We start from the raw sequence: 20,798 nt of genomic DNA, 5'->3' as shown, positions 1-20,798 counted from the left end.
AAGCCCGAGGATGACGCCAGAAGAGATGTGCCGGAGCCAAACTGACGACACCGCATGCGGCACCGATGCACTGGCTGGAAACCCACGCCTCCCCTCCGTCATCCTCGGGCTTGACCCGAGGATCCATGGCTCCGCACGCAGCTATTGCGTCACCGTCCGTGCGGCGACGGGGTCTTTATGCGATGGGAATGCCCTCAACCGAACGCCTCGTACAGATCGCGCCAGTCGGGGTTCATTGTCTCGATCAATTCTATCTTCCATTGTCGATACCACCGCTTCAGCGACTTCTCCCGCTGGATGGCCGTGACGATGCTGTCATGTTCCTCATACCAGACCAACCGTTTGCAGCCGTATGTCGAGGAAAATCCTGGTGTCAGACCTTCGCGGTGTTCGTGGACGCGACGCTCGAGATCGGATGTCACGCCGATATAGAGCGTGCCATTCCTGCGGTTGGTGACGATGTAGACATATCCCGCCATACGCGCAGAGTGAGCGGCTGTGGGTCCTCGGGTCAAGCCCGGAGATGACGCCAGGAGAGAAGCGTGGGGGGAAACCAGCACCTTCCTTCCGTCATCCGCGCATCATCCCACCGGCACCAGACGGTCGGTGCGGGTTATTCGGCGATGATCTTGTACTTCTCGCCGGGGCGCACCATGCTGGTGACGGTCATGGCGTTGATCAGGCGGAAGAGGTCGAGCTTGCGGTCGGTGCCGAGCATGCGGCCGGCCAGCGTGGCGACGGTATCGCCCGGGCGCGCGGTGACGACGCGCACGCGCAGCGGCTTCAGGCTCTCGACTTCCGCCGGCGTGAGCTTGCGGAACGAGGTGCGCAGGGTGTTCGCCGTCGGCTCCAGCGCCGGCGAGCCGGTCGGCACGGCCGTCAGGAAACGGTAGATCTTCTTGTCGATGCGCACGACGGTCACGTCGAACTCCCAGCGGTCGGCGGCGGCGCGCGCGGTCGCGGCCTCCAGCCCGTTGAGGCTGACGGAGCGGATCGTGTCGGGCCTCAGGCCCGTCACCCAGCCGCTGGAAATGTAGTTGACGAGGTTCTGGCCGCGGCTGTCGGCCACGCCGTCGAAGCGGATGGCGACATCGCCGGGGCCGGTCGCCAGCACCGCATCGGCCTTGTTGTCGATCTGGAAGCCGGCCGGCACGTCGAAACGGATGCCGAGCTTGCCGTGCAGGAAGGTCTGCCCGCGCACATAGCCCTCTTCCGGCGCATCGCCGTAGAGCAGCCCGTCGATACCGGCGAGATAGTAGTCGCGACCGCGATCACCCACCTGCCCTTCCGCGCCGAAGGCACGGGCATGCATGCGCGCCAGTTCCACGCGCTGCGGCGCATTGGGATGGCTCGACAGGAAGTCGAGGCTCTGGTCGGCATCGGGATCGACCGCCGTGAAGCGGGCATAGGCCGCCATGGAATCCAGGAAGCGGGCGGCGGCGTAGGGATCGTAACCCGCCTCGCCCAGCATGCGCACGCCGATGACGTCGGCCTGGAGCTCCTGGTTGCGCGAGAAGGCGGCAAGGCGCAGCTTGCCGCGCGCCAGCGCCTGCTTGCCGGCAATGTTGCTGGACAAGACCTCGGCCACCACGCGGCTGGCGATGACCTCGGCCTCTTCCTTCTTCTGCCGCTCGATGCCGTGGTTGGCGGTGACATGCGCCATTTCATGCGACAGCACGGCGGCGACTTCGGAGGCATCGTCGGCAAGCGCCAAGAGGCCGCGCGTCACGTAGAGATAGCCGCCCGGCAGCGCGAAGGCGTTGATCGCCGGCGAATTGAGGATGGTGATGCGGTAGGACTGGTTCGGGTTTTCCGAGACCTGCGTCAGCGCGCCGGTAATGCGCGCGACAAGCCGCTCCGTCTTGGCGTCCTTGTATTCGCCGCCATAGCTCGCGACGATGCGCGGATGCTCGCGCGCGCCCATCTGGGCCCGCGGGTCGTTCTTCTGCACTTCATCGACGATCTGCGGATTGGAGGACGGCGCGATCGTCGGCTCGTAGCTCTGCTCGATCAGCGACTGGCAGCCGGTCAGCATCGTGGCGGCGAGCAACAGGGCCGCGACGGGCCTGTTCACCCCGCGTCCGGATACGATTGCAGCTGCCTGCCTTGCCTTCGCCATGTCTCTAGCCCACGCCCCTTGATGGGTCCGCTCCCGGTCTGCAGCCAAAGCATGCGGACACGGCGCGGATCGTGCGTTTGTGAATGCAGGAGATAGACGCGCCCCATACGGTCGGCAACTCCCTATTCAACAAACGGTTCCCATGTGGCTCCGGTGACACAGGGGGGCGACCAAATTGTGGCATCGGACGCGGCAAAACCGCCGCGGCCGTCGCTAAGGCACGGAACGGCCGAGGAATTTCGCGATGTCGGCGGGCTCCCGCCGGGCGAGGAAATCGCCGGCCGGCTCGTGGAAGCGGATTTTGCCGTCCGTCACATAGATCACCTCGCCCGCCAGCCGGCCGATATCCTCGGGCTGGTGGGTGATGAACAGCATGGTCGCCTGCGTCTCGGCGACGAGATCGGCAAGCAGCGCCGCCATATCCGCGCGCATGGCGGGATCGAGTGCGGCGAAGGGTTCGTCGAGCAGCAGGATCGGCCGGCGGCGCACCAGCGCGCGGGCCAGCGCCACCCGCTGCCGCTCGCCGCCGGACAGCGAACCGGGCAGGCGCGTCTCGTAGCCGCCGAGGCCGACGCGGGCGAGCGCCTCGGACACGCCGCGCCGCCCCGCCGCATCCAGACGCAGCCCCGGATCGATGCCGAGGCCGACATTGTCGGCGATGGTGAGGTGGGAAAACAGGTTGTTGTCCTGGAAGACGATGGAGACCGGCCGCTCGGCGGGATCACGGCCCGCCATGTCCTCGCCCAGCAGGCGGACCGAACCGGCCGCAGGCGGCTGGAAACCGGCGATGACGTTGAACAGGGTCGACTTGCCCGCACCCGACGGCCCGACCACCGCGACGGCCGCGCCGGGCTTTATGGCGCAGTCGAAGGCGAGCGTCTTTTCGGCAAAGCGCACGGTGACATCGGAAAGGGCGATGGCGGTATCAGGCATCGGGGCCGGGCCTTTCGGGGGCGCGATCGGGGGCGGTCGAGGGCAGCGTCAGGAGCAGGCAGAGCACGCCCAGGATGAGCGCGATGCCGGCGGCATCGGCGGTGCGGTAGCTTGCCATGCGTGAGTAAAGCAGCCAGGGCAACGTCACGAAACCCTCCGCGCCGAAGATGGCAACGGCGCCGAGATCGCCGAGCGACAGCGCCATGGCGAAGGCAAAGGCGGTGAGGAAGGGTTTCTTCAGCGCCGGCCAGTCGATCGTCACAAGGCGGCGGCGACCCGTGATGCCGAGGCTGAGCGCCAGACGCGCCGTGCGGGCGAGATGGGTGCGATAGGCAGGCCCCAGCACGCGCACCACGAAGGGCAGCGCCATCAGCGCATTGATGACGGTGACGATGGCCGGGGCGAAGCGGCCGGTCTCGCCGAAAAGCCGCAGCATGAGGAACCAGCCCGTGGCCACGACGACCGGCGGCACGAGCAGGATGAGCGAGCCGACCGCCGGAAGCGCGCCCGCCATTATCAGCCGCGCCGGCCCCGCCGCGCCGCTTTCGGCAAGCTGCGGCACCAGCACGACGGGCAGCGCGATGGCGAGGCTGAGGCTGGCGGAGGCAAGCGAGATCGCAAGGCTGGTCAGAAGTGCGCGGTGCAGCATCGGATCGAGCGCGAGCCGGCCGAAATCGGCGGCGAGGCCCGAAACGAGCGTCGCCAGCAGCGGCGCGGCGGTGAAGAGGGTGAAGGCGAGGATGACGAACCCGTCCGTGACGCGCCGCCGGCGGCCGTCGAAGCGTCGGATGGCGCGGCCCGCCGTCACGCCCTCATCCTGCGGCCGGCCGAACAGCGAGAGCACGAAAAGCAACAGCGCCGTGACCGCGATCTGCAGGAAGGCGAGCAGGACGGCGCGGGCGGGATCGAAATCGAAGCGCAGCGCCTGGTAGATCGCGACCTCGATGGTGGTGGCGGCCGGCCCGCCGCCGAGCGTGAGGACGAGGGTGAAGCTCGTGGCGCACAGCATGAAGACGAGGCCGGCGATGCCCGGCAGCACGCGCCGGATGACCGGCCATTCGATGAGCCGGAACACCGCGCCGCCGCCCATGCCGAGATTGGCCGAACTCAGCCAGTATTCCGCCGGGATGCGGTCGAGCGCGGCGACGAGGAAGCGCACGGCGAGCGGCAGGTTGAAGAAGACATGGGCGATGAGGATGCCCGTCAGCCCGTAGACGCTGACCGGGTTTTGCAGGCCGGCAAGCCGCAGGAGATCGTTCACCACGCCCTGGCGCCCCCAGATCTCGATTATGCCGAGGGCGGCGACGAGCGCCGGCAGGCCGAGCGGCACGGCCGACAGCCGCAGGATCCAGACACGGCCGAGAAAGGCGCGCTGGCGCGCCAGGGCACGCGCCACGGGAATGGCGAGCGCCACCGACAGCAGCGTGGAAAGCGCGGCCTGAAGGAAGGTAAAGCGCGCCACCCGCAGGATATAGGCATCGAACAGCGGCGCGCCTTCACCGCTCCCTGAACCGGCATGACCGAGCAGCACGACCGTCGCCGCGCCGACGAAGGCCAGCACGCCGCCAAGCGCGAGCGCACCGGCGATATCGAGCGTGCGTCTTTCGGCGCGGGCGAAGATCACGGTGTTTACCCGGCTACTTGGCGCTCATCACGGCGAGCCATTCGTCGATCCAGGCCTTTCGGTTGGCCGCGACCTCTTCCGGCGACATGAGGAAGGTCTTTTCCGGCTTGACCAGTGCATCGAAGGCCGCGGGCAGCGGATCGCGGGTCTTGCCAGCCGGCATCATCCAGTTGGTTTCAGGGATGATCGACTGGAAATCCGGGCCCGTCATGTAGGTGAGGAACTGGCGGGCCAGCGCCTTGTCGTCGGCGGTGCGGGTGAGACCGGCAACCTCGATCTGGATATAGTGGCCTTCCGAGAAGGCGGCCGCCTTGTAGCGCTCGTTCTTCTCCGCGATGACGTGATAGGCCGGCGAGGTCGTGTAGGACAGCACCATCGGCGCCTCACCCTTGGTGAACAGGCCATAGGCTTCCGACCAGCCCGGCGTGACGGTCAGGACACGCCGCTTGAGCTTTTCCCAGGCCTCGGGCGCCTTGTCGCCATAGACCGACTTGACCCAGAGCAGCAGGCCGAGGCCCGGCGTGGAGGTGCGAGGATCCTCGATGACGATCTTCTCCGCCGGATCGCCCTCGACCAGGTCCTTGAGGCTCGCCGGCGGGTTCTTCAGCGTCTCGCTGTCATAGACGACGGCGAAATGGCCGTAGTCGTAGGGCAGGAACGTATCGTCGGAGAAGCCGCCGGGCACCGTCAGATCCTTCGGCGAGAGGCCATGCGCCTCGAACAGGCCCGTGGCCTTCGCCTCGGCGATGAGATTGGTATCGAGGCCGAGCACCACGTCGGCCTTGGTGCCCTCGCCCTCCAGCTTGAGGCGGGTCAGGAGCTCCACGCCATCGGCCACGCCGACCCATTCGACCTTGCAGCCGCAGGTCTTCTCGAATTCTTCCTTGACCTTGGGGCCCGGGCCCCATTCGGCGATGAAGCTCTCATAGGTGTAGACGGTCAGCGTCTTTTCCTGCGCCGATGCGGGGACGGCGACACAAACGGCGAGCGCCGTAACCAATGTGGAAAGTAGCGTGCGCATCCGCGCCTCCTTGTTGTCACAACGGGAATAGGGCGCTGGATTGAGCCGTCTAATCCCTCCGCCGGTACGAGCCGGATCAGGTTCTTCGGGTTGGCGTGACGCCTCTCAGCCAGCAGACCGAAACCTGCGGGCACCCCGTTAGAGCAGGACAAGGCATAATCCGGCCCGCGACGGCGCGCAAGGGGCGGACGGGAGAGCAAAGCCCGGCAGGCGGGAATGGACGGAAAATCGGCCTGTTCCGTGGGAAACAGCGGGCAAGGCGGCGCTGTGCGATCTTCTCATCACCGGACGAGAACAGCTCGTCGCATCCATCAGGCCAGAGATCAGGAGAGACCCATGCGCAAGACCATCGTTTCCGCCACTATTGCCCTCGTCGCCGCCGTTTCCTTCGCAGCGCCCTCATATGCCTGCTACGACAGCTACGGCTATGAGCAGCCGCAATGCTTCATCAAGAAGGTGAAATCCTACGATTATTACGGCGACGTCGTGATCCGGAAGATCAAGGTCTGCAACTGAGCGGCATCGTGAATGACCTCCCCCGAAGGCCCGGATGTCCCTGCATCCGGGTCCTTTGCTGTCGGGAGCGCGAGGAAACAGCCGGCGTCTGGCTGCTCAGGCGTAGGCGAAATCCGTGGTCTTGCTGACCAGGACGGCCTTCAGCTTTTCCAGCGCCCGGTTCTCGATCTGGCGGACGCGCTCCTTGGAGATGCCGAGCAGGACGCCCAGTTCCTCGAGCGTTGCGCCGTTTTCGGCGAGGCGGCGGGCGCGGATGATCTTCATCTCGCGTTCGTTGAGTTCGCCGAGCGCCGAATAGAGCCAGAGATGGCGGCGTTCGCCATCGATGGAGCCTTCGGCCTGCTCGTCCGGCAGGGGGGCCTCGCTGGCGAGAAGATCGATGCGGCTGGCGCCCTCGCCTTCATTGGGCGAGATCGGCGCCTGCAGCGAGATATCCGACGAGGACAGGCGCGCATCCATGGTGCGCACGTCGGCGGTGCTGACACCGATGGCGGCGGCGATTTCCTGATGCATGGCCTCGGCGGTCAGACGGGTGTCGCCGCGGGCGAGCCGGGCACGCAGACGGCGCAGGTTGAAGAACAGCGCCTTCTGCGCCGAACTGGTGCCGCCGCGCACGATGGACCAGTTGCGAAGCACGTAATCCTGGATCGAGGCGCGGATCCACCAGCTGGCATAGGTGGAGAAGCGCACCTGCCGCTCCGGCTCGAAGCGGGCGGCGGCTTCCAGAAGGCCGATATAGCCTTCCTGCACGAGATCGCTGAGCGGCAGGCCGAAATTGCGGAACTTGCCCGCCATCGAAACGACCAGGCGCATATGGGCCATGGCAATGCGGTTACGGGCTTCCTGGTCTTGATTGTTCTTCCAGGCCTGGGCAAGAGCCTGTTCCTCGTCCCTCTCAAGGTAGGGCGCGGACATGGCAAGCTTGATCATGCGGCGCTCTGCGGTCGTCGTAGCCATGCGTCTCTCCACGTGAACCGAACCGGCTCCGGGGAGGCATGAACCACCCGTTCGCCCATAGAGAAGACAGTCCGGAGAGGCCAGTGGATCGCCCGGCATGGCCGGGACGATGCCGCGGCACAGCGCCCTTCGGTCATCCTCGGCCAGTCAAACGGGCGTGCCGCAAAAAAGTTCCATAAAAAAACCCGGCTGTCGCCAGCCGGGCTTTAAATCGTGACGGAGTGCCCTAGATCAGGCGGCCTCGTCCTGGCTGTCATCTTCCTCGATGGCCTTGCCGCGCTTCGGACCCTTGGCGAGGTTCGTCTCGACGAGACGGACGGCTTCGGTTTCCGACATCTTGTTGACGGCGGCGATTTCGCGGGCCATGCGGTCGAGGGCAGCTTCGTAAAGCTGGCGCTCGGAATAGGACTGCTCCGGCTGGTTCTCGGCGCGATAGAGGTCACGGACCACTTCGGCAATCGAGATCAGGTCGCCGGAATTGATCTTGGCATCGTATTCCTGCGCGCGGCGCGACCACATGGTGCGCTTCACGCGGGCCTTGCCCTGGACAACCTTCAGCGCGCGGTCGACGAAATCGGTCTCCGACAGTTTGCGCATGCCGATGGAAACGGCCTTGGCAACCGGCACCTTGAGACGCATCTTGTCCTTTTCGAAATCGATGACAAAAAGCTCAAGCTTCATGCCGGCGACTTCCTGCTCCTCGATGGCCACGATCTGGCCGACACCGTGGGCGGGATAGACGATCGACTCGCCGGTCTTGAAGCCCTGGCGCGTGGAAGATTTCTTCTGCTGGGTCGTCATTCTGTTCAAATACTCCCTGTTACACTCCCCGATGAGGCCGGGGTGGGTCCGGGGACCCGGGAAAGACGGGGGGCACCCTGCGGTGTCACCACTCTGGTCCGTCCGCCATGCGCAAAGAGGTCCACTGCAACGCGATCACATGCGAGCAACCGAGGTTGCCTATGGGAGGTGAGCGACGGTGAGGGATCGTTTGCTTTCGTGGTGGTGTTCGGGCACGCAAAATGCCGCGATGTGGATCAGTATCAGGACCCTACCACAAAAAAGTGCCGAAATCAATAATTTGCTTCGCATGGGTCATCAAGCCTGCCCTATCGCCTTTTGGCGAGGACAGGCTTTTTTCCCCAGCTTCGGCGGCCGCGGTGCGGCCGGTCAGTCGCCCTTGCCCGGATTGGGCGAGAAGTACTGCTCGTACTTGCCTTCCACGCCGTCCATTTCCTTGGCCTCGGGCAGCGCATCCCGCTTCACGGTGATGTTGGGCCAGATCGACGCGAATTCCGTGTTGATCTTCAACCACTTGTCGAGACCCGGCTCCGTATCGGGCTTGATCGCCTCGGCGGGACATTCCGGCTCGCAGACGCCGCAATCGATGCACTCGTCCGGGTGGATGACCAGGAAGTTCTCGCCTTCGTAGAAGCAGTCGACAGGGCAGACTTCGACACAGTCCGTATATTTGCAGCGGATGCAGTTGTCGGTCACGACATACGTCATGATGAACTCCAGAAAAATCACAAGCAGGCGGACGGCGGAACCGTCCATTGCCGCAAAGCCTGTCACGCAATCGGCTGGCAGACAGCAGGAGATGCGAGAAGCAGGCTGTCCGGTGGCTGAGGTAAAGGCTTTGCGGGCGCTTTGCAAGCGTAATACATGCGCGATCTGCGGCTTGCGAGGTATAGAATTCTAAAGCGCGGCCCGGAACGGCCCGGCACTCAGCCGTCGCCTTCGCCCGGATAATCGTGCAGGCGGTCGATCTCGCGGCGTTCGCGCTTGGTGGGCCGGCCAGCGCCGCGCTCGCGCGTGGCCTGGGCGAAGAGATTGCGTTCCTCGCGCGGCGGCGGGGGCGGCGTCATGTCGCTGTAGAGAAGGCGGGCCTCCTCATAGGGGCCGCGGCGCTCGCCGGTCTGGAGCACCTTCACCACCATGTCGTGGCGCTCGAGCGAAAGCACGACGACATCACCGGGACGCACGGCATAGGAGGGCTGGCGGATGGCGAGATCGTTGACGCGCACATCGCCCGCCTCGACGGACTTCGCCGCCAGCGAGCGCGACTTGCGCAGGCGCGCGAAGAACAGCCACTTGTCGATGCGCTGTCGCGCCTGACCGGCCGGCTGTTCCTCGTCGCGCGCCATGGCTTACTTCTTCAGCTGCTCCTTGAGCGCCGCGAGCTTTGCGAAGGGCGAATCCGGATCGATCGGCTTCTCCTTGCGGGGCGGACGGGCCTCGAACTTCGCCTGCTGCGGCTTTCCGCCGCGCTCGTTGCGATCGTTGCGCTGCTCGTTGCGGTCGCGGTTGCCGCCCTGCGGCTTTCCGTCGCGGCCGCCGCGATTCTGGTCGGGACGGCCGCGGCCGCCTTCGCGACGCTCGCCGCGTTCACCGCGCTCCCCGGCCTGCTGGCCGCGGTTGCGGTCGCCGCCACGGCGTTCGCCACGCTCGGACCGCTCGCCGCCATGGCGGTGGCCGCCCTGGCGCTGGTTGTCGTGGCGCGAACCCGGACGCCAGAGCAGCACGGGCTTGGCCTCGACCGGATCGGCGCTTTCGCCGGCAGCCTCGGGGGCTGCGGCATCCGATGCAGCCGGGGCTTCCGCCGTCTCGGCGGCCGGCGTCTCTTCAACGGGCGTTTCGGACGCGGGTGCTTCCGCGGCAGGGGCTTCGGCGGCCGATTCTTCGGCAACGTCGGCCTGCGCCTCGTCGGCATCGCCATCCTGCTCGCCTGCGGCGTCCGCCGGAGTGGCAGCACCCGCATCGGCCGGGGCCTGGGCGGCGAGGAAGGCGGCGGCCTCTTCGGCGGTCACGCTGTCGGCGCGGTAGCCGAGACCCTTGAGGATCTCTTCCATGTCGTCGGGCGTGGCGCCGAGGATGGAAAGCATGGCGGTCGTCGCGGTGAAGCGGCGGCCGTCATAGGCGCCGTCCGGACGCGGCGTGCCCGGCTTCCACTGAAGCAGCGGGCGGATGAGGTCGGCGAGACGCTCGAGAATGTCGATGCGCACGGCGCGCTTGCCGAGGAACCGGAAGCCGGCGAGCTTGTAGAAGGTGCGCTCATAGCTCGGATCGGTGACGACCGACGTGCGGCCGGCGGCGAGAACCGGAATGAGATCGCCGTAACCCGGCTTGTCCAGACCGTCGTTCTTCAGCGCCCAGAGCAGCGTGATGAGTTCGGCCGGGGCCGGCTTCAGCAGCGCGGGCATGAAGATGTGATAGGCGCCGAAGCGGATGCCGTGCTTGCGCATGGAGGCGCGGCCGTCCTGGTCGAGCGACTTCACGTCGTCGGCCACGTCACGGCGGAACAACACGCCGAGGTTCTCGACGAGCTGGAAGGCCAGGCCCTTGGCGAGACCCTGCAGGTCTTCCGCACGGGAAAGATCGTCGAGCGGCTTCAGGACGGTGGCGATGTGATGGTTCACGAAACGCTCGATGCGGGCGGCGACATGGTCGCGCGCATTGCCCGTCAGCTGCTCGTCGGAGAGCAGGATGACGCGCGGGCGCATGATGTGATCGGACGCGGCAAGACGCGCGACGGGATCGCCGAGCCAGCGCACGGTGCCGTCGGAGCCGAGCGCGAGGTCGCCATTGCCGGCCGCATGCAGGCGCGCGGCCCGGGCTTCGAACTCCAGCGCGAGCGCCTTCTGCGCAGCCGCCTGCACGGCCTTCGCATCGGGACCTTCCGTTCCGGAGACGAGCGTGAACCGGAAACCGGCCAACTGCCCGACATGATGTCCTTCCACGAAGACATCGCCATTCACACTGATTTCAGCTTCCAGCATCGCATTCTCTCTCAGGCGCTTCATGAGCACAGATGTCCTGCGATCAACAAAGCGTTTCGTCAACCGTTCATGTAACGCATCGGACAATCGGTCTTCGATTTCCCGCGTCTTTTCCTGCCAGTGTGTCGGATCGGCAAGCCATCCGGGCCGATTCGACACATAGGTCCACGTCCTTATCTGCGCGATTCGCGCCGAAAGCGTGTCGATCTCGCCGTCCGTGCGATCCGAGCGGCGGACCTGGTCGGCCATGAAGTCCTCGTTGACCGTGCCGCGCCGGACGAGATCCGCATAGAGCGTCGAGATGAGGTCGGCATGCTGGGCGGGCGTGATGCGGCGATAGTCGGGCAGCGCGCAGGCTTCCCACAGCTTTTCGACGCGCTCGGGCGTGCTGGCGAGCTCACGGATATCGGGATAGCGCGACAGGTGCTCCAGCGCCTGCTGGTCGACCGCCGGCAGCGCGCGCGTCAGCCCGCCGATCGGCGGGGCGGCCTCGAGCGACAGGCGAAGCGATTGCAGCGAGGAATAGTCGAAGCGGGTCGTGCGCCATTGCAGAACCTTGACCGGATCGAACTGGTGCGTCTCGATGCGCTCGACAAGCTCCTCGTCGAAGGGATCGACGCGGCCCGTGACACCGAACGTGCCGTCGCGCAGATGCCGGCCGGCGCGGCCGGCGATCTGGGCAAGCTCGGCCGGATTGAGATTGCGGAACTGGTAGCCGTCGAACTTGCGGTCCTGCGCGAAGGCGACGTGATCGACATCGAGGTTGAGGCCCATGCCGATCGCGTCCGTCGCGACGAGATATTCGACATCGCCCTCCTGGTAGAGCGCGACCTGCGCGTTGCGGGTGCGCGGCGAAAGCGCGCCGAGCACCACCGCCGCCCCGCCGCGCTGACGGCGGATGAGCTCGGCGATGGCGTAGACCTCGTCGGCGGAGAAGGCGACGATGGCCGTGCGCTGCGGCAGGCGGGTGATCTTCTTGGAGCCGGAATAGAACAGCTGGGAAAGCCGCGGACGCTCGATGACATGGATGCCCGGCAGCATCTGCTCGAGGATCGGCTTCATGGTGCCCGCACCCAAAAGCAGCGTCTCGTCGCGCCCGCGCAGATGCAGCACCCGGTCGGTGAAGATGTGGCCGCGCTCCAGATCGCCGGCAAGCTGCACCTCGTCGATGGCGACGAAGGAGGCGCGCGTCTCGCGCGGCATGGCCTCCACCGTGCAGACCGAAAAGCGCGCCATATGCGGCGTGATCTTCTCCTCGCCGGTGATGAGCGCGACATTGTGCTGGCCGACCCGCTCGACGAGGCGCGTATAGACCTCGCGCGCCAGAAGGCGCAGAGGCAGGCCGATAATGCCCGTCTCATGTGCCACCATGCGTTCGATTGCGTAGTGGGTCTTGCCCGTATTGGTCGGGCCGAGCACCGCGGTGACCCCGCGGCCGCTCACAATCATGGGTGCTTGCGACAAGACATGCCCCGGCTGGTTCCGTTTCCGGCAACAGATGCCCATCGCAGCCACCGATGGCAAGGGGCAAGGCGAAATGCGCCGGATTTTCCGATGTTTTGCCGGCTCAGGGAACAGCCGCGGAACGAAACGGAGACGAATCGCTGACTCGCCCGCATTCCGGCTTTGTTCACCGCAAGTGCTTGATCGGACTCACGATCCCGCCACAAGATGCTGAATCGGGCTGCTCGTCAGGACACCTCTAGAGGCAGGCTATCGGCCCCGATGCGGCATAGCCGGCGAGACCGCATGCCGTCAGGCCCGCCACGAGGATCAGCCCGTGCCAGGCGAGATCGATCCGTGGATGCATGCGCAGCTTCCCGTCGAACAGACACATGAAGAGCGTAACCACGCTGATCACAGCGATTGCCATAAAGACAAACTGAAGGGGCGGGAAATAAAGCATGATGAGCTGCCAGCAGCTCCGCGCCCTGAACGGCCCCGCCTCCAGATAGGCGGCTGACGCGAACCCGACCCAAAGCAGGAGATGAGCGAACACGAGAATCCGCTTGAACCGCGTCATCGCGATTTCCCCGCCACATCATTGCCGCCAACCTGCAAGACCATACCAATCGCCCCGATATTCAGGGTTGAATCGCATGAAAAAGACAACAGGCGGTTAAAGAGGCGTGGACACCCCTCACACCGGATGGTCGTAGATATCCGTACCGTCCCAGGCGCTTCCGGTGTCGTAGAGGGGGAAGACCTCCTCGGTGAGGTAGGGGCCGCCGCCGACGGATTCCTTGGAGGACATCAGTACGAAGCGGTTCACCATGAAGGGGGCGGTGTGGAAGTTGCCGCGGCCGGTAAGGTAGCGCGCGACATCCTCGGTGCGGGCGTTGCGCAGGCGCGCCAGCGTGACATGCGGCGTGAACTTGCGCGGATCGGCCGGCAGGCCGAGCCGCTGGCAGATGCGCTCGATTTCCGCCTGCAGCGCATACATTTCCGGCGCCTGGGTGACGCCGGCGAAGACGGAATGGGGCTTCTTCGACCCGAAGGAGCCGATGCCGGACAGCGCCAGCTGGAATTCCGGCCGCTCGATGCGGTCGAGCCGGTCGACCACCTCGTCGGCCGTGCGGCCGTCGATGTCGCCGATGAAACGAAGGGTTATGTGGAAGTTCTCGACATCGATCCAGCGGGCTCCGGGAAGGCCGCCTCTCAAAAGCGAGAGGCTCATCGCCGCGTTGCGCGGCACTTCGAGGGCGACGAAAAGTCTCGGCATGATGACCTCTCCCTACTGGAATGTAACGTCAGCGAATCACGCAAAGCCGTTTCGCGCAACCCTAATTTCGCACCCGCGAGAATTACTCCCCGGCCTTGAGGGAGGTCAGGAAACGTTCGGCGGCCGGAAGCATCGCCTGCACCATCGCATCCACGCCTTTCGCGTTGGGGTGCATGCCGTCCTCCAGCTGGAGATCGGCCTTGGTGACGACGCCTTCGAGGAAGAACGGATAGAGCGGCACGTCGTGCTTCTCGGCAAGCTTGCCGTAGACGGCGTTGAAACGCTCGGCGTATTCGGGGCCCATGTTCGGCGGCGCGAGCATGCCGGCGAGCAACACGGCGATGCCGCGCTCCTTCAGCCGCGTGATCATCGTGTCGAGGTTCTTTTCGGTCTCTTCGGGCGCAATGCCGCGCAGCGCATCGTTGGCGCCGAGTTCGAGGATCACGCCCTGCGTGCCGTCGGGGATCGACCAGTCGAGGCGCGCAAGGCCGCCGGAGGTCGTATCGCCGGAAACGCCGGCATTGGCGATCTCCACCTCATGCCCCTTGGCGCGCAGGGCGGCTTCCAGCTTGACGGGGAAGGCATCGCCCGCCGGAAGCTGGTAGCCGGCCATCAGGCTGTCACCAAAACCGACGAGCTTGACGGGCTCGGCGCGCGCGGCACCGACGGATAACAAAGCTGTGATCGCAAGGGCGGTTAAAAATCCGAGCGTCGCTTTAAACGCCATGGCGAGGTTCCTAGATTGCTGGCATTGCGGTTCTTCACAATCATATAGGGCAGAATTCCTTGGCCAAAAGCATCATCGATCTCAAAAAAGCCGATCTCACCCTGGGCCAGGCGGCCGCCTCCGTGCATGTGCTCAGGGGGATCGACCTTTCGATCGATGCAGGCGAATCGGTCGGCATTGTCGGACCCTCGGGTTCCGGCAAGTCGACGCTGCTGATGGTTCTGGCCGGCCTGGAGCGGCTCGACAGCGGCGAAATCCACATCGACGGCGCCGGGCTGCACGGCATGAACGAGGACCAGGTCGCCGATTTCCGTGGCCGCAATATCGGCATCGTGTTCCAGTCCTTTCACCTCATTCCCAACATGACGGCGCTGGAGAATGTCGCTGTGCCGCTGGAACTGGCCAATGTGGCCGGCGCCTTCGACATCGCGCGACGCGAGCTGACGGCCGTCGGGCTGGGCGAGCGCCTGTCGCACTATCCCGGCCAGCTCTCGGGCGGCGAGCAGCAGCGCGTGGCGATTGCCCGCGCGCTGGCACCCTCGCCCAAGCTGCTGATCGCCGACGAGCCGACCGGCAATCTCGACACGGAAACCGGCCGGCAGATCGCCGACCTCCTGTTTGCCAAGCAGGCCGAGCGCGGCATGACGCTGGTGCTGGTGACGCACGACCCCGCCCTTGCCGCCCGGTGCAGCCGGCAGGTCGCCATGCGCTCGGGCGAGATCGTCTCGGGGGCCGCGCCCGCGGCAGCCGTTTCCGAGGCGGTGCCGGCATGAGGATCGGTGCGGTCCTCAAACAGTTTCCGCTTGCCCTTCGCCTGGCGCTGCGCGAGATGCGCGGCGGCCTGAAGGGCTTCTACATCTTCCTCGCCTGCATCGCGCTCGGCACGGCGGCCATTGCCGGCGTCAACTCCGTTTCCAGCGCCATCACGCAGGCGATCGCCTCGCAAGGGCAGTCGCTACTGGCCGGCGACGTGCGTTTCGAGCTGCGCAACCGCATGGCGACGCCGGAGGAAATGGCCTATTTCCAGGGCCTCGGCGACGTGTCGCTGTCGACCGGGCTGCGCTCCATGGCGCGCCTGCCCGACGGGTCCGACCAGACGCTGGTGGAGGCGCGCGGCGTCGACGGCGCCTATCCGCTCTACGGCGCGCTGGAAACCGTGCCGCAACAGCCCTCCGCCGACCTGATGGCCCGGCAGGGCGATGCCTGGGGCGCCATCGTCGCGCCGCTGCTGCTCGACCGGCTCAACATCGCCGTCGGCGACGAGATCCTGCTCGGCAATGCGAAGATCAAGGTGACGGCGACCATGGCGCGCGAGCCGGATGCCGTTTCCGAAGGGTTCGGGCTTGCCCCGCGCCTGATGCTTTCGCAAGAGGCCTTGCAGGCGAGCGGGCTGATCCAGACCGGCAGCCTCGTCGAAAACGCCTACCGCATCCGCCTGACCAATCCCGATGCGTCCATCGCGACGATCCGGGACGATTCGGCAAAGGCGTTCCCGACCGCGGGATGGTCGATCCGCACCGCCGACAGCGCGGCCCCCTCGCTCACCGCCAACATCACGCGCTTCTCGCAGTTCCTGACGCTGGTCGGCCTCACGGCGCTGATCGTCGGCGGCGTGGGCGTGGCGAATGCGGTGCGGGCCTATCTCGATTCCAAGCGCTCGGTCATCGCCACCTTCAAATGCCTGGGTGCGCCGGCCTCGCTGGTGGCGCTCGTCTATCTCACGCAGATCGCGCTGATTGCGGCCGTCGGCATTCTCATCGGCCTCGTCGCGGGCGCGCTGATGCCGCTCGTTGCCATGCAGTTCCTCGAGGGCGTGCTGCCGGTGCCGGCCGAGGCGCAGCTCTATCCGTCCGCCCTGCTGCTGGCCGCCGTGTTCGGCCTTCTGACGGCGCTCGCCTTCGCCATCATGCCGCTCGGCCATGCCCGCGAGGTGCCGGCGACCGCGCTGTTCCGCGAGCAGGGATTCCAATCGTCACGCCTGCCGAGCTGGCCCTATGTGCTGGGTGCTGCCGCATTCCTCGCGGCGCTGGCGGGACTGGCGATCTTCACCGCCTATGACCGCTATATCGCCTCGGTGTTCCTCGGCGCCATTGCCTTCGCCTTCGTGGTGCTGCGCGCCGTCGCCATGCTGATCACGGCAATCGCCAAACGCAGCCCGCGGGTGAACTCGCCCTCGCTCAGGCTCGCCATCGGCAACATCCATCGGCCGGGCGCGCTCACGTCCTCGGTGGTGCTGTCACTCGGCCTGGGGCTCGCGCTGCTGGTGACGCTGACGCTGATCGACGGCAATTTGCGCCGCGAACTGACCGGCAGCCTGCCGGACCGCGCGCCGAACTTCTTCTTCGTCGACATCCAGGGCAGCGAGCTCGACGGCTTCCGCGACGTGCTCTCCGCCAACATGCCCGAGGGCAAGATCATCGAGGTGCCGATGCTGCGCGGCCGCGTGATGGAGCTGAACGGCGTGGATGTCGCCAAGGTGGAGGTGCCGCCGGAGGGTCAATGGGTGCTGCGCGGCGACCGCGGCATCACCTATGCGAAGAACGTGCCGGAGAATTCCACCCTGAGCGCGGGCGAATGGTGGCCGGAGGATTATACGGGCGAACCGCTCGTCTCGTTCTCGACCGACGAGGGTCGCGAACTGGGCCTGAAGCTCGGTGACACCGTGACCGTCAACGTGCTCGGCCGCAACATCACGGCGCGCATCGCCAACTTCCGCAATGTCGAGTGGGAATCGCTGTCGATCAACTTCGTGATGGTCTTCTCGCCCAACACCTTCGCCGGTGCGCCGCATGCCTGGCTCGCCACCGTGATCGATCCGGGCGCGACGGCGGCGCAGGAAGCCACGACGCTGAGAGCCATCACCAATGCCTATCCGACCGTGACCAGCGTGCGCGTCAAGGATGCACTCGATGTGGTGAACGAGCTGGTCGGCCAGCTGGCGACCGCCATCCGCGCCGCCGCCGCCGTGGCGCTGATCGCCTCCATCCTGGTGCTGGCCGGCGCGCTGGCCGCCGGCAACCGGGCGCGCGTGCACGATGCCGTCGTGCTGAAGACGCTGGGCGCCACCCGCGCCACGCTGATCCGCGCCTTCAGCTACGAATATCTGATGTTGGGACTGGCGACGGCGCTGTTTGCGCTCTTTGCCGGCGGCGTATCGGCCTGGTTCGTGGTGGCCCGCATCATGAAGCTGCCGTCGAGCTTCCTGCCTGATGTGGCCGTGATGACGGTGGCGACGGCGCTGATCATGACGGTCGGTATCGGCCTGGCCGGGACGTGGCGCATTCTGGGACAGAAGGCCGCGCCGGTGCTGCGGGAGCTCTAAATCGCACGCCCCGCTATTCTCCCTGGGGTCGCAGGTCTTGTGCACAACACAATTGATGCGCATATTTACGTCAGGCAAGCTGGAGCCCCGCAGCGGCTGCCCGGACCCGGAAAACGCGTTTCGAACCGTCGAAGCGAATAACCGGGCGCCCGACACCGTATAGACCATGGGGCTTGAACATAGAGGAAAACATGGCTGATCTCCGTAACTACCAGACTCGAACGGTGAACACCGGCGCTCAGGCCGGCGCCGTCATCGACGAGGGCCTGCGCGCCTACATGCTTCGGGTCTACAACCTGATGGCATTGGGTCTCGCGATCACGGGTGTCGTCGCCTACTTCGCTTCGCAGGCTGCCTTTGCCGGCGGCCAGCTCACGAGCTTCGGCTACGCCATCTATGTGAGCCCGCTGAAGTGGGTCGTGATGCTCGCCCCGCTCGCCCTCGTCTTCTTCCTGAGCTTCCGCATCCAGTCGATGAGCGTCGGCGCGGCGCAGACGACGTTCTGGATCTATGCGGGCCTGATGGGCCTGTCGCTCTCGTCGATCTTCCTGGTCTACACGGGCGCCAGCATCGCGCAGACCTTCTTCGTCTCGGCCGCCGCCTTTGGCGCGCTGTCGCTGTTCGGCTACACGACGAAGCGTGATCTCTCCGCGATGGGCTCGTTCCTGATCATGGGCCTGTTCGGCCTGATCATTGCCTCGCTCGTCAACCTGTTCCTCAAGTCGTCGGCGCTCGACTTCGCCGTCTCCGCGATCGGCGTTCTCGTCTTCGCCGGCCTGACCGCCTGGGACACGCAGAAGATCAAGGAAATGTACTTCGAAGCAGACGACACCGCCATGGCCGGCCGCAAGGCCATCATGGGCGCGCTGACGCTCTACCTCGACTTCATCAACCTCTTCCTCTTCCTGCTGCGCTTCCTCGGCAACCGCGAGTAAGCCCGGCAGCCGAAGGGCTGGTCATCGAAACCCCGCCGGAGACGGCGGGGTTTTTTATGGTGCGCTCTCCTCTGGCGTGCCCCTGCGGCGATCAAATCGTCGCGCCTGCCGGGGCCTGCGGTTGACAAGCCCCTTTTCCTGCGCCACCTGAGGGCAAAGGCCGCGCTGCAAGCCCCGCACGGCCGCGTTCGCGCAAGAGGCTCCAAAATGTCCTTCTCCTTCGACTTTGAACCGAAGCCGCGGCGCCAGTCCGTCGGTGTCGATGTCGGCGGCGTGCTGGTCGGCGGCGGCGCGCCTGTCGTCGTCCAGTCGATGACCAACACCGATACCGCCGATATCGATGGCACGGTGGCCCAGGTCGCAGCCCTGCATCGCGCCGGTTCGGAAATCGTGCGCATCACCGTCGACCGCGACGAAAGTGCCGCCGCCGTGCCGAAGATCCGCGAGCGCCTGGAGCGCCTGGGCCTCGACGTGCCGCTGGTCGGCGACTTCCACTATATCGGCCACAAGCTGCTGGCCGATCACCCGGCCTGCGCCGAGGCGCTGGCGAAATACCGCATCAATCCCGGCAATGTCGGCTTCAAGGACAAGAAGGACAAGCAGTTCTCGGCCATCGTCGAGACCGCCATCCGCTACGACAAGCCGGTGCGCATCGGCGTCAACTGGGGCTCGCTCGACCAGGAGCTCCTGACCCGGCTGATGGACGAGAACCAGGACAGGGGCTCGCCGCTCACCGCCCAGCAGGTGATGCGCGAGGCGATCTGCCAGTCGGCGCTGCTTTCGGCCGAGATGGCCGAGGAGATCGGCCTGCCACGCAGCCGCATCATCCTCTCGGCCAAGGTGTCGGCCGTTCAGGACCTCATCGCCGTCTACGCCATGCTCTCGTCGCGCTCCGACCATGCGCTGCATCTCGGCCTGACCGAAGCCGGCATGGGCACCAAGGGCGTCGTCGCCTCCTCCGCCTCGCTCGGCATTCTCATGCAGCAGGGCATCGGCGACACGATCCGTATCTCGCTGACGCCGGAGCCCGGCGGAGACCGCACCCGCGAGGTGCAGGTGGCGCAGGAACTGCTGCAGGTCATGGGCTTCCGCCAGTTCATTCCCGTGGTCGCCGCCTGTCCGGGATGCGGCCGCACCACCTCCACGGTGTTCCAGGAACTCGCCCAGAAGATCCAGGACGACATCCGCAAGAACATGCCGGTGTGGCGCGGGAAATATCCCGGCGTCGAAGGCCTCAAGGTCGCCGTCATGGGCTGCATCGTCAACGGGCCGGGCGAGAGCAAGCATGCCGATATCGGCATCTCGCTGCCCGGCACCGGCGAACTGCCGATCGCGCCCGTCTATATCGACGGCAAGAAGGCGATGACGCTGCGCGGCACCAACATCGCCGGCGACTTCGAGGCGCTGGTCAACGACTATATCGAGAAGCGCTACGGCCAGGGCCAGGCGGCGGCGGAATGAGCCTTCCGGCGCGGCTCAGAGCCGCGTCGTCAGGAGCTTGAAGCCGGCAAAGGCGAAGAAGGCGGCCATGACGCCTTCGATGGCGCGGCGCGACTTCAGATAGGCGCGGTGCACCGGCGCGAGCGAGAAGACCAGCGCGAAGCCGAGGAAGACGCAGACGCCCATCACCATGCAGCCCGCGATGAAGGTCGCCATGACGCCGCCCGGTGCGCCCGGCGGCATGCCGAGCGACGTCAGCATGATCCAGTTGAAGATCGCCTTGGGGTTTGTGATGTGGATGCCGAGACCCTTGAGATATTGCCGCCGCAGCGAAAGCGCCGGCATGGCCGCGATCTGCGCGCGGTAGGTCTCCTCGCTCTTGCGTGCGGCGCGATAGGCATTCCAGGCCAGCCACAGCAGGTAGCAGCCGCCGACGATCTTCAGGATGACGATCGCCTCGCCATAGGTGCGGATGAGGGCGGACAGGCCCGAGGCAGTGAGGATCGCCCAGACATAGGAGCCCGTAAGGACGCCAAGCGCGAGCGCCACGCCCGCCTGCCGGCCGCGGCTGATCGATGTCGAGATGATGGCGAGGATCGCCGGGCCCGGCGAGGCGGTCCCGATAAGATAGGCCGTCCAGGCGACGGCGAGCTGCGGCAGATAGGGGGTAAGGTCGGTCATGGGGTCACCGGATGGATTTCCG

General features: G+C 66.0%; 19 protein-coding genes and 1 riboswitch. Of the genes, 5 read left to right on the top strand and 14 right to left on the bottom strand.

The features are described 5' to 3' along the window. Nucleotides 1-194: 194 nt before the first annotated feature. The 5 genes from GR158_RS16495 to thiB form a co-directional block, all read right to left on the bottom strand. Nucleotides 195-479 carry a GIY-YIG nuclease family protein gene (locus tag GR158_RS16495; protein ID WP_160871819.1) on the bottom strand — a complete coding sequence of 95 codons (285 nt, stop codon included), beginning with the start codon at nucleotides 477-479 and terminating at the stop codon, nucleotides 195-197. Between the two features lie 134 nt (nucleotides 480-613). Then, a complete protein-coding gene (locus tag GR158_RS16490) occupies nucleotides 614-2,035 on the bottom strand; it encodes a M48 family metalloprotease (RefSeq protein WP_246665686.1) in 1,422 nt (473 codons plus the stop codon). A gap of 297 nt (nucleotides 2,036-2,332) precedes the next feature. Next, complete coding sequence (gene thiQ / locus GR158_RS16485) at nucleotides 2,333-3,052, bottom strand: thiamine ABC transporter ATP-binding protein (protein WP_160871817.1); 720 nt, start codon at nucleotides 3,050-3,052, stop codon at nucleotides 2,333-2,335. Continuing rightward, the gene (gene thiP / locus GR158_RS16480; protein ID WP_160871826.1) at nucleotides 3,045-4,673 is read right to left on the bottom strand and encodes a thiamine/thiamine pyrophosphate ABC transporter permease; all 1,629 of its coding nucleotides are present in this window, start codon (nucleotides 4,671-4,673) and stop codon (nucleotides 3,045-3,047) included. Before thiP ends, thiQ begins: the two co-directional genes overlap by 8 nt. Nucleotides 4,674-4,689: 16 nt before the next feature. Beyond that, nucleotides 4,690-5,697 (bottom strand): thiamine ABC transporter substrate binding subunit, encoded by a 1,008-nt coding sequence (gene thiB, locus GR158_RS16475; protein WP_160871816.1) that lies wholly within the window; start codon nucleotides 5,695-5,697, stop codon nucleotides 4,690-4,692. Nucleotides 5,698-5,733: 36 nt separating this feature from the next. Continuing rightward, nucleotides 5,734-5,845: riboswitch (TPP riboswitch) on the bottom strand. Nucleotides 5,846-6,033: 188 nt separating this feature from the next. Between thiB and GR158_RS16470 the strand changes: the two genes are divergently transcribed. Then, the gene (locus GR158_RS16470) at nucleotides 6,034-6,213 is read left to right on the top strand and encodes a hypothetical protein (protein WP_160871815.1); all 180 of its coding nucleotides are present in this window, start codon (nucleotides 6,034-6,036) and stop codon (nucleotides 6,211-6,213) included. A 96-nt stretch (nucleotides 6,214-6,309) separates the two neighbouring features. Here the strand turns inward: GR158_RS16470 and GR158_RS16465 are convergent, their stop codons facing one another. The 8 genes from GR158_RS16465 to GR158_RS16430 all read right to left on the bottom strand — a co-directional run bounded on the left by GR158_RS16465 (nucleotide 6,310) and on the right by GR158_RS16430 (nucleotide 14,398). Continuing rightward, nucleotides 6,310-7,170, bottom strand: a complete 861-nt coding sequence (locus GR158_RS16465) for an RNA polymerase factor sigma-32 (RefSeq protein WP_160871814.1) — start codon at nucleotides 7,168-7,170, stop codon at nucleotides 6,310-6,312. A 231-nt stretch (nucleotides 7,171-7,401) separates the two neighbouring features. Next, nucleotides 7,402-7,971, bottom strand: a complete 570-nt coding sequence (locus GR158_RS16460) for a CarD family transcriptional regulator (protein ID WP_119257839.1) — start codon at nucleotides 7,969-7,971, stop codon at nucleotides 7,402-7,404. Between the two features lie 369 nt (nucleotides 7,972-8,340). Beyond that, entirely contained in the window at nucleotides 8,341-8,679 is a 339-nt protein-coding gene (gene fdxA, locus GR158_RS16455; RefSeq protein WP_134652966.1) for a ferredoxin FdxA, read from the bottom strand. Nucleotides 8,680-8,897: 218 nt separating this feature from the next. Further along, nucleotides 8,898-9,317, bottom strand: a complete 420-nt coding sequence (locus tag GR158_RS16450; protein WP_160871813.1) for an RNA-binding S4 domain-containing protein — start codon at nucleotides 9,315-9,317, stop codon at nucleotides 8,898-8,900. A gap of 3 nt (nucleotides 9,318-9,320) precedes the next feature. Continuing rightward, nucleotides 9,321-12,398 (bottom strand): helicase-related protein, encoded by a 3,078-nt coding sequence (locus GR158_RS16445; RefSeq protein WP_160871812.1) that lies wholly within the window; start codon nucleotides 12,396-12,398, stop codon nucleotides 9,321-9,323. Between the two features lie 253 nt (nucleotides 12,399-12,651). Further along, the gene (locus GR158_RS16440; RefSeq protein ID WP_160871811.1) at nucleotides 12,652-12,972 is read right to left on the bottom strand and encodes a hypothetical protein; all 321 of its coding nucleotides are present in this window, start codon (nucleotides 12,970-12,972) and stop codon (nucleotides 12,652-12,654) included. Between the two features lie 117 nt (nucleotides 12,973-13,089). Then, nucleotides 13,090-13,671 (bottom strand): RNA 2',3'-cyclic phosphodiesterase, encoded by a 582-nt coding sequence (gene thpR, locus GR158_RS16435; protein ID WP_134648248.1) that lies wholly within the window; start codon nucleotides 13,669-13,671, stop codon nucleotides 13,090-13,092. A gap of 82 nt (nucleotides 13,672-13,753) precedes the next feature. Then, entirely contained in the window at nucleotides 13,754-14,398 is a 645-nt protein-coding gene (locus tag GR158_RS16430) for an arylesterase (protein ID WP_134648250.1), read from the bottom strand. Nucleotides 14,399-14,457: 59 nt separating this feature from the next. On the opposite strand from GR158_RS16430, the gene GR158_RS16425 reads away from it, so the two are divergent. From GR158_RS16425 to ispG, 4 genes are all read left to right on the top strand, one after another. Further along, nucleotides 14,458-15,171, top strand: a complete 714-nt coding sequence (locus GR158_RS16425; RefSeq protein ID WP_160871810.1) for an ABC transporter ATP-binding protein — start codon at nucleotides 14,458-14,460, stop codon at nucleotides 15,169-15,171. After that, complete coding sequence (locus GR158_RS16420) at nucleotides 15,168-17,720, top strand: ABC transporter permease (RefSeq protein WP_160871809.1); 2,553 nt, start codon at nucleotides 15,168-15,170, stop codon at nucleotides 17,718-17,720. The genes GR158_RS16425 and GR158_RS16420 overlap by 4 nt, the downstream gene beginning before the upstream one ends. A gap of 191 nt (nucleotides 17,721-17,911) precedes the next feature. Next, nucleotides 17,912-18,655, top strand: coding sequence for a Bax inhibitor-1/YccA family protein (locus tag GR158_RS16415; RefSeq protein ID WP_160871808.1), 744 nt, complete (start codon nucleotides 17,912-17,914; stop codon nucleotides 18,653-18,655). A 207-nt stretch (nucleotides 18,656-18,862) separates the two neighbouring features. Further along, complete coding sequence (gene ispG, locus GR158_RS16410) at nucleotides 18,863-20,116, top strand: flavodoxin-dependent (E)-4-hydroxy-3-methylbut-2-enyl-diphosphate synthase (RefSeq protein WP_134648258.1); 1,254 nt, start codon at nucleotides 18,863-18,865, stop codon at nucleotides 20,114-20,116. Nucleotides 20,117-20,131: 15 nt separating this feature from the next. Here the strand turns inward: ispG and GR158_RS16405 are convergent, their stop codons facing one another. Beyond that, the gene (locus GR158_RS16405; protein WP_160871807.1) at nucleotides 20,132-20,776 is read right to left on the bottom strand and encodes a LysE family translocator; all 645 of its coding nucleotides are present in this window, start codon (nucleotides 20,774-20,776) and stop codon (nucleotides 20,132-20,134) included. Nucleotides 20,777-20,798 lie beyond the last annotated feature (22 nt).

It is taken from the genome of Shinella sp. AETb1-6, from assembly GCF_009826875.1.
Classification (GTDB): domain Bacteria; phylum Pseudomonadota; class Alphaproteobacteria; order Rhizobiales; family Rhizobiaceae; genus Shinella; species Shinella sumterensis.
The sequence above is the reverse complement of the archived record's forward strand: the minus strand, read 5'-3'. Positions and strand labels throughout refer to the sequence as shown.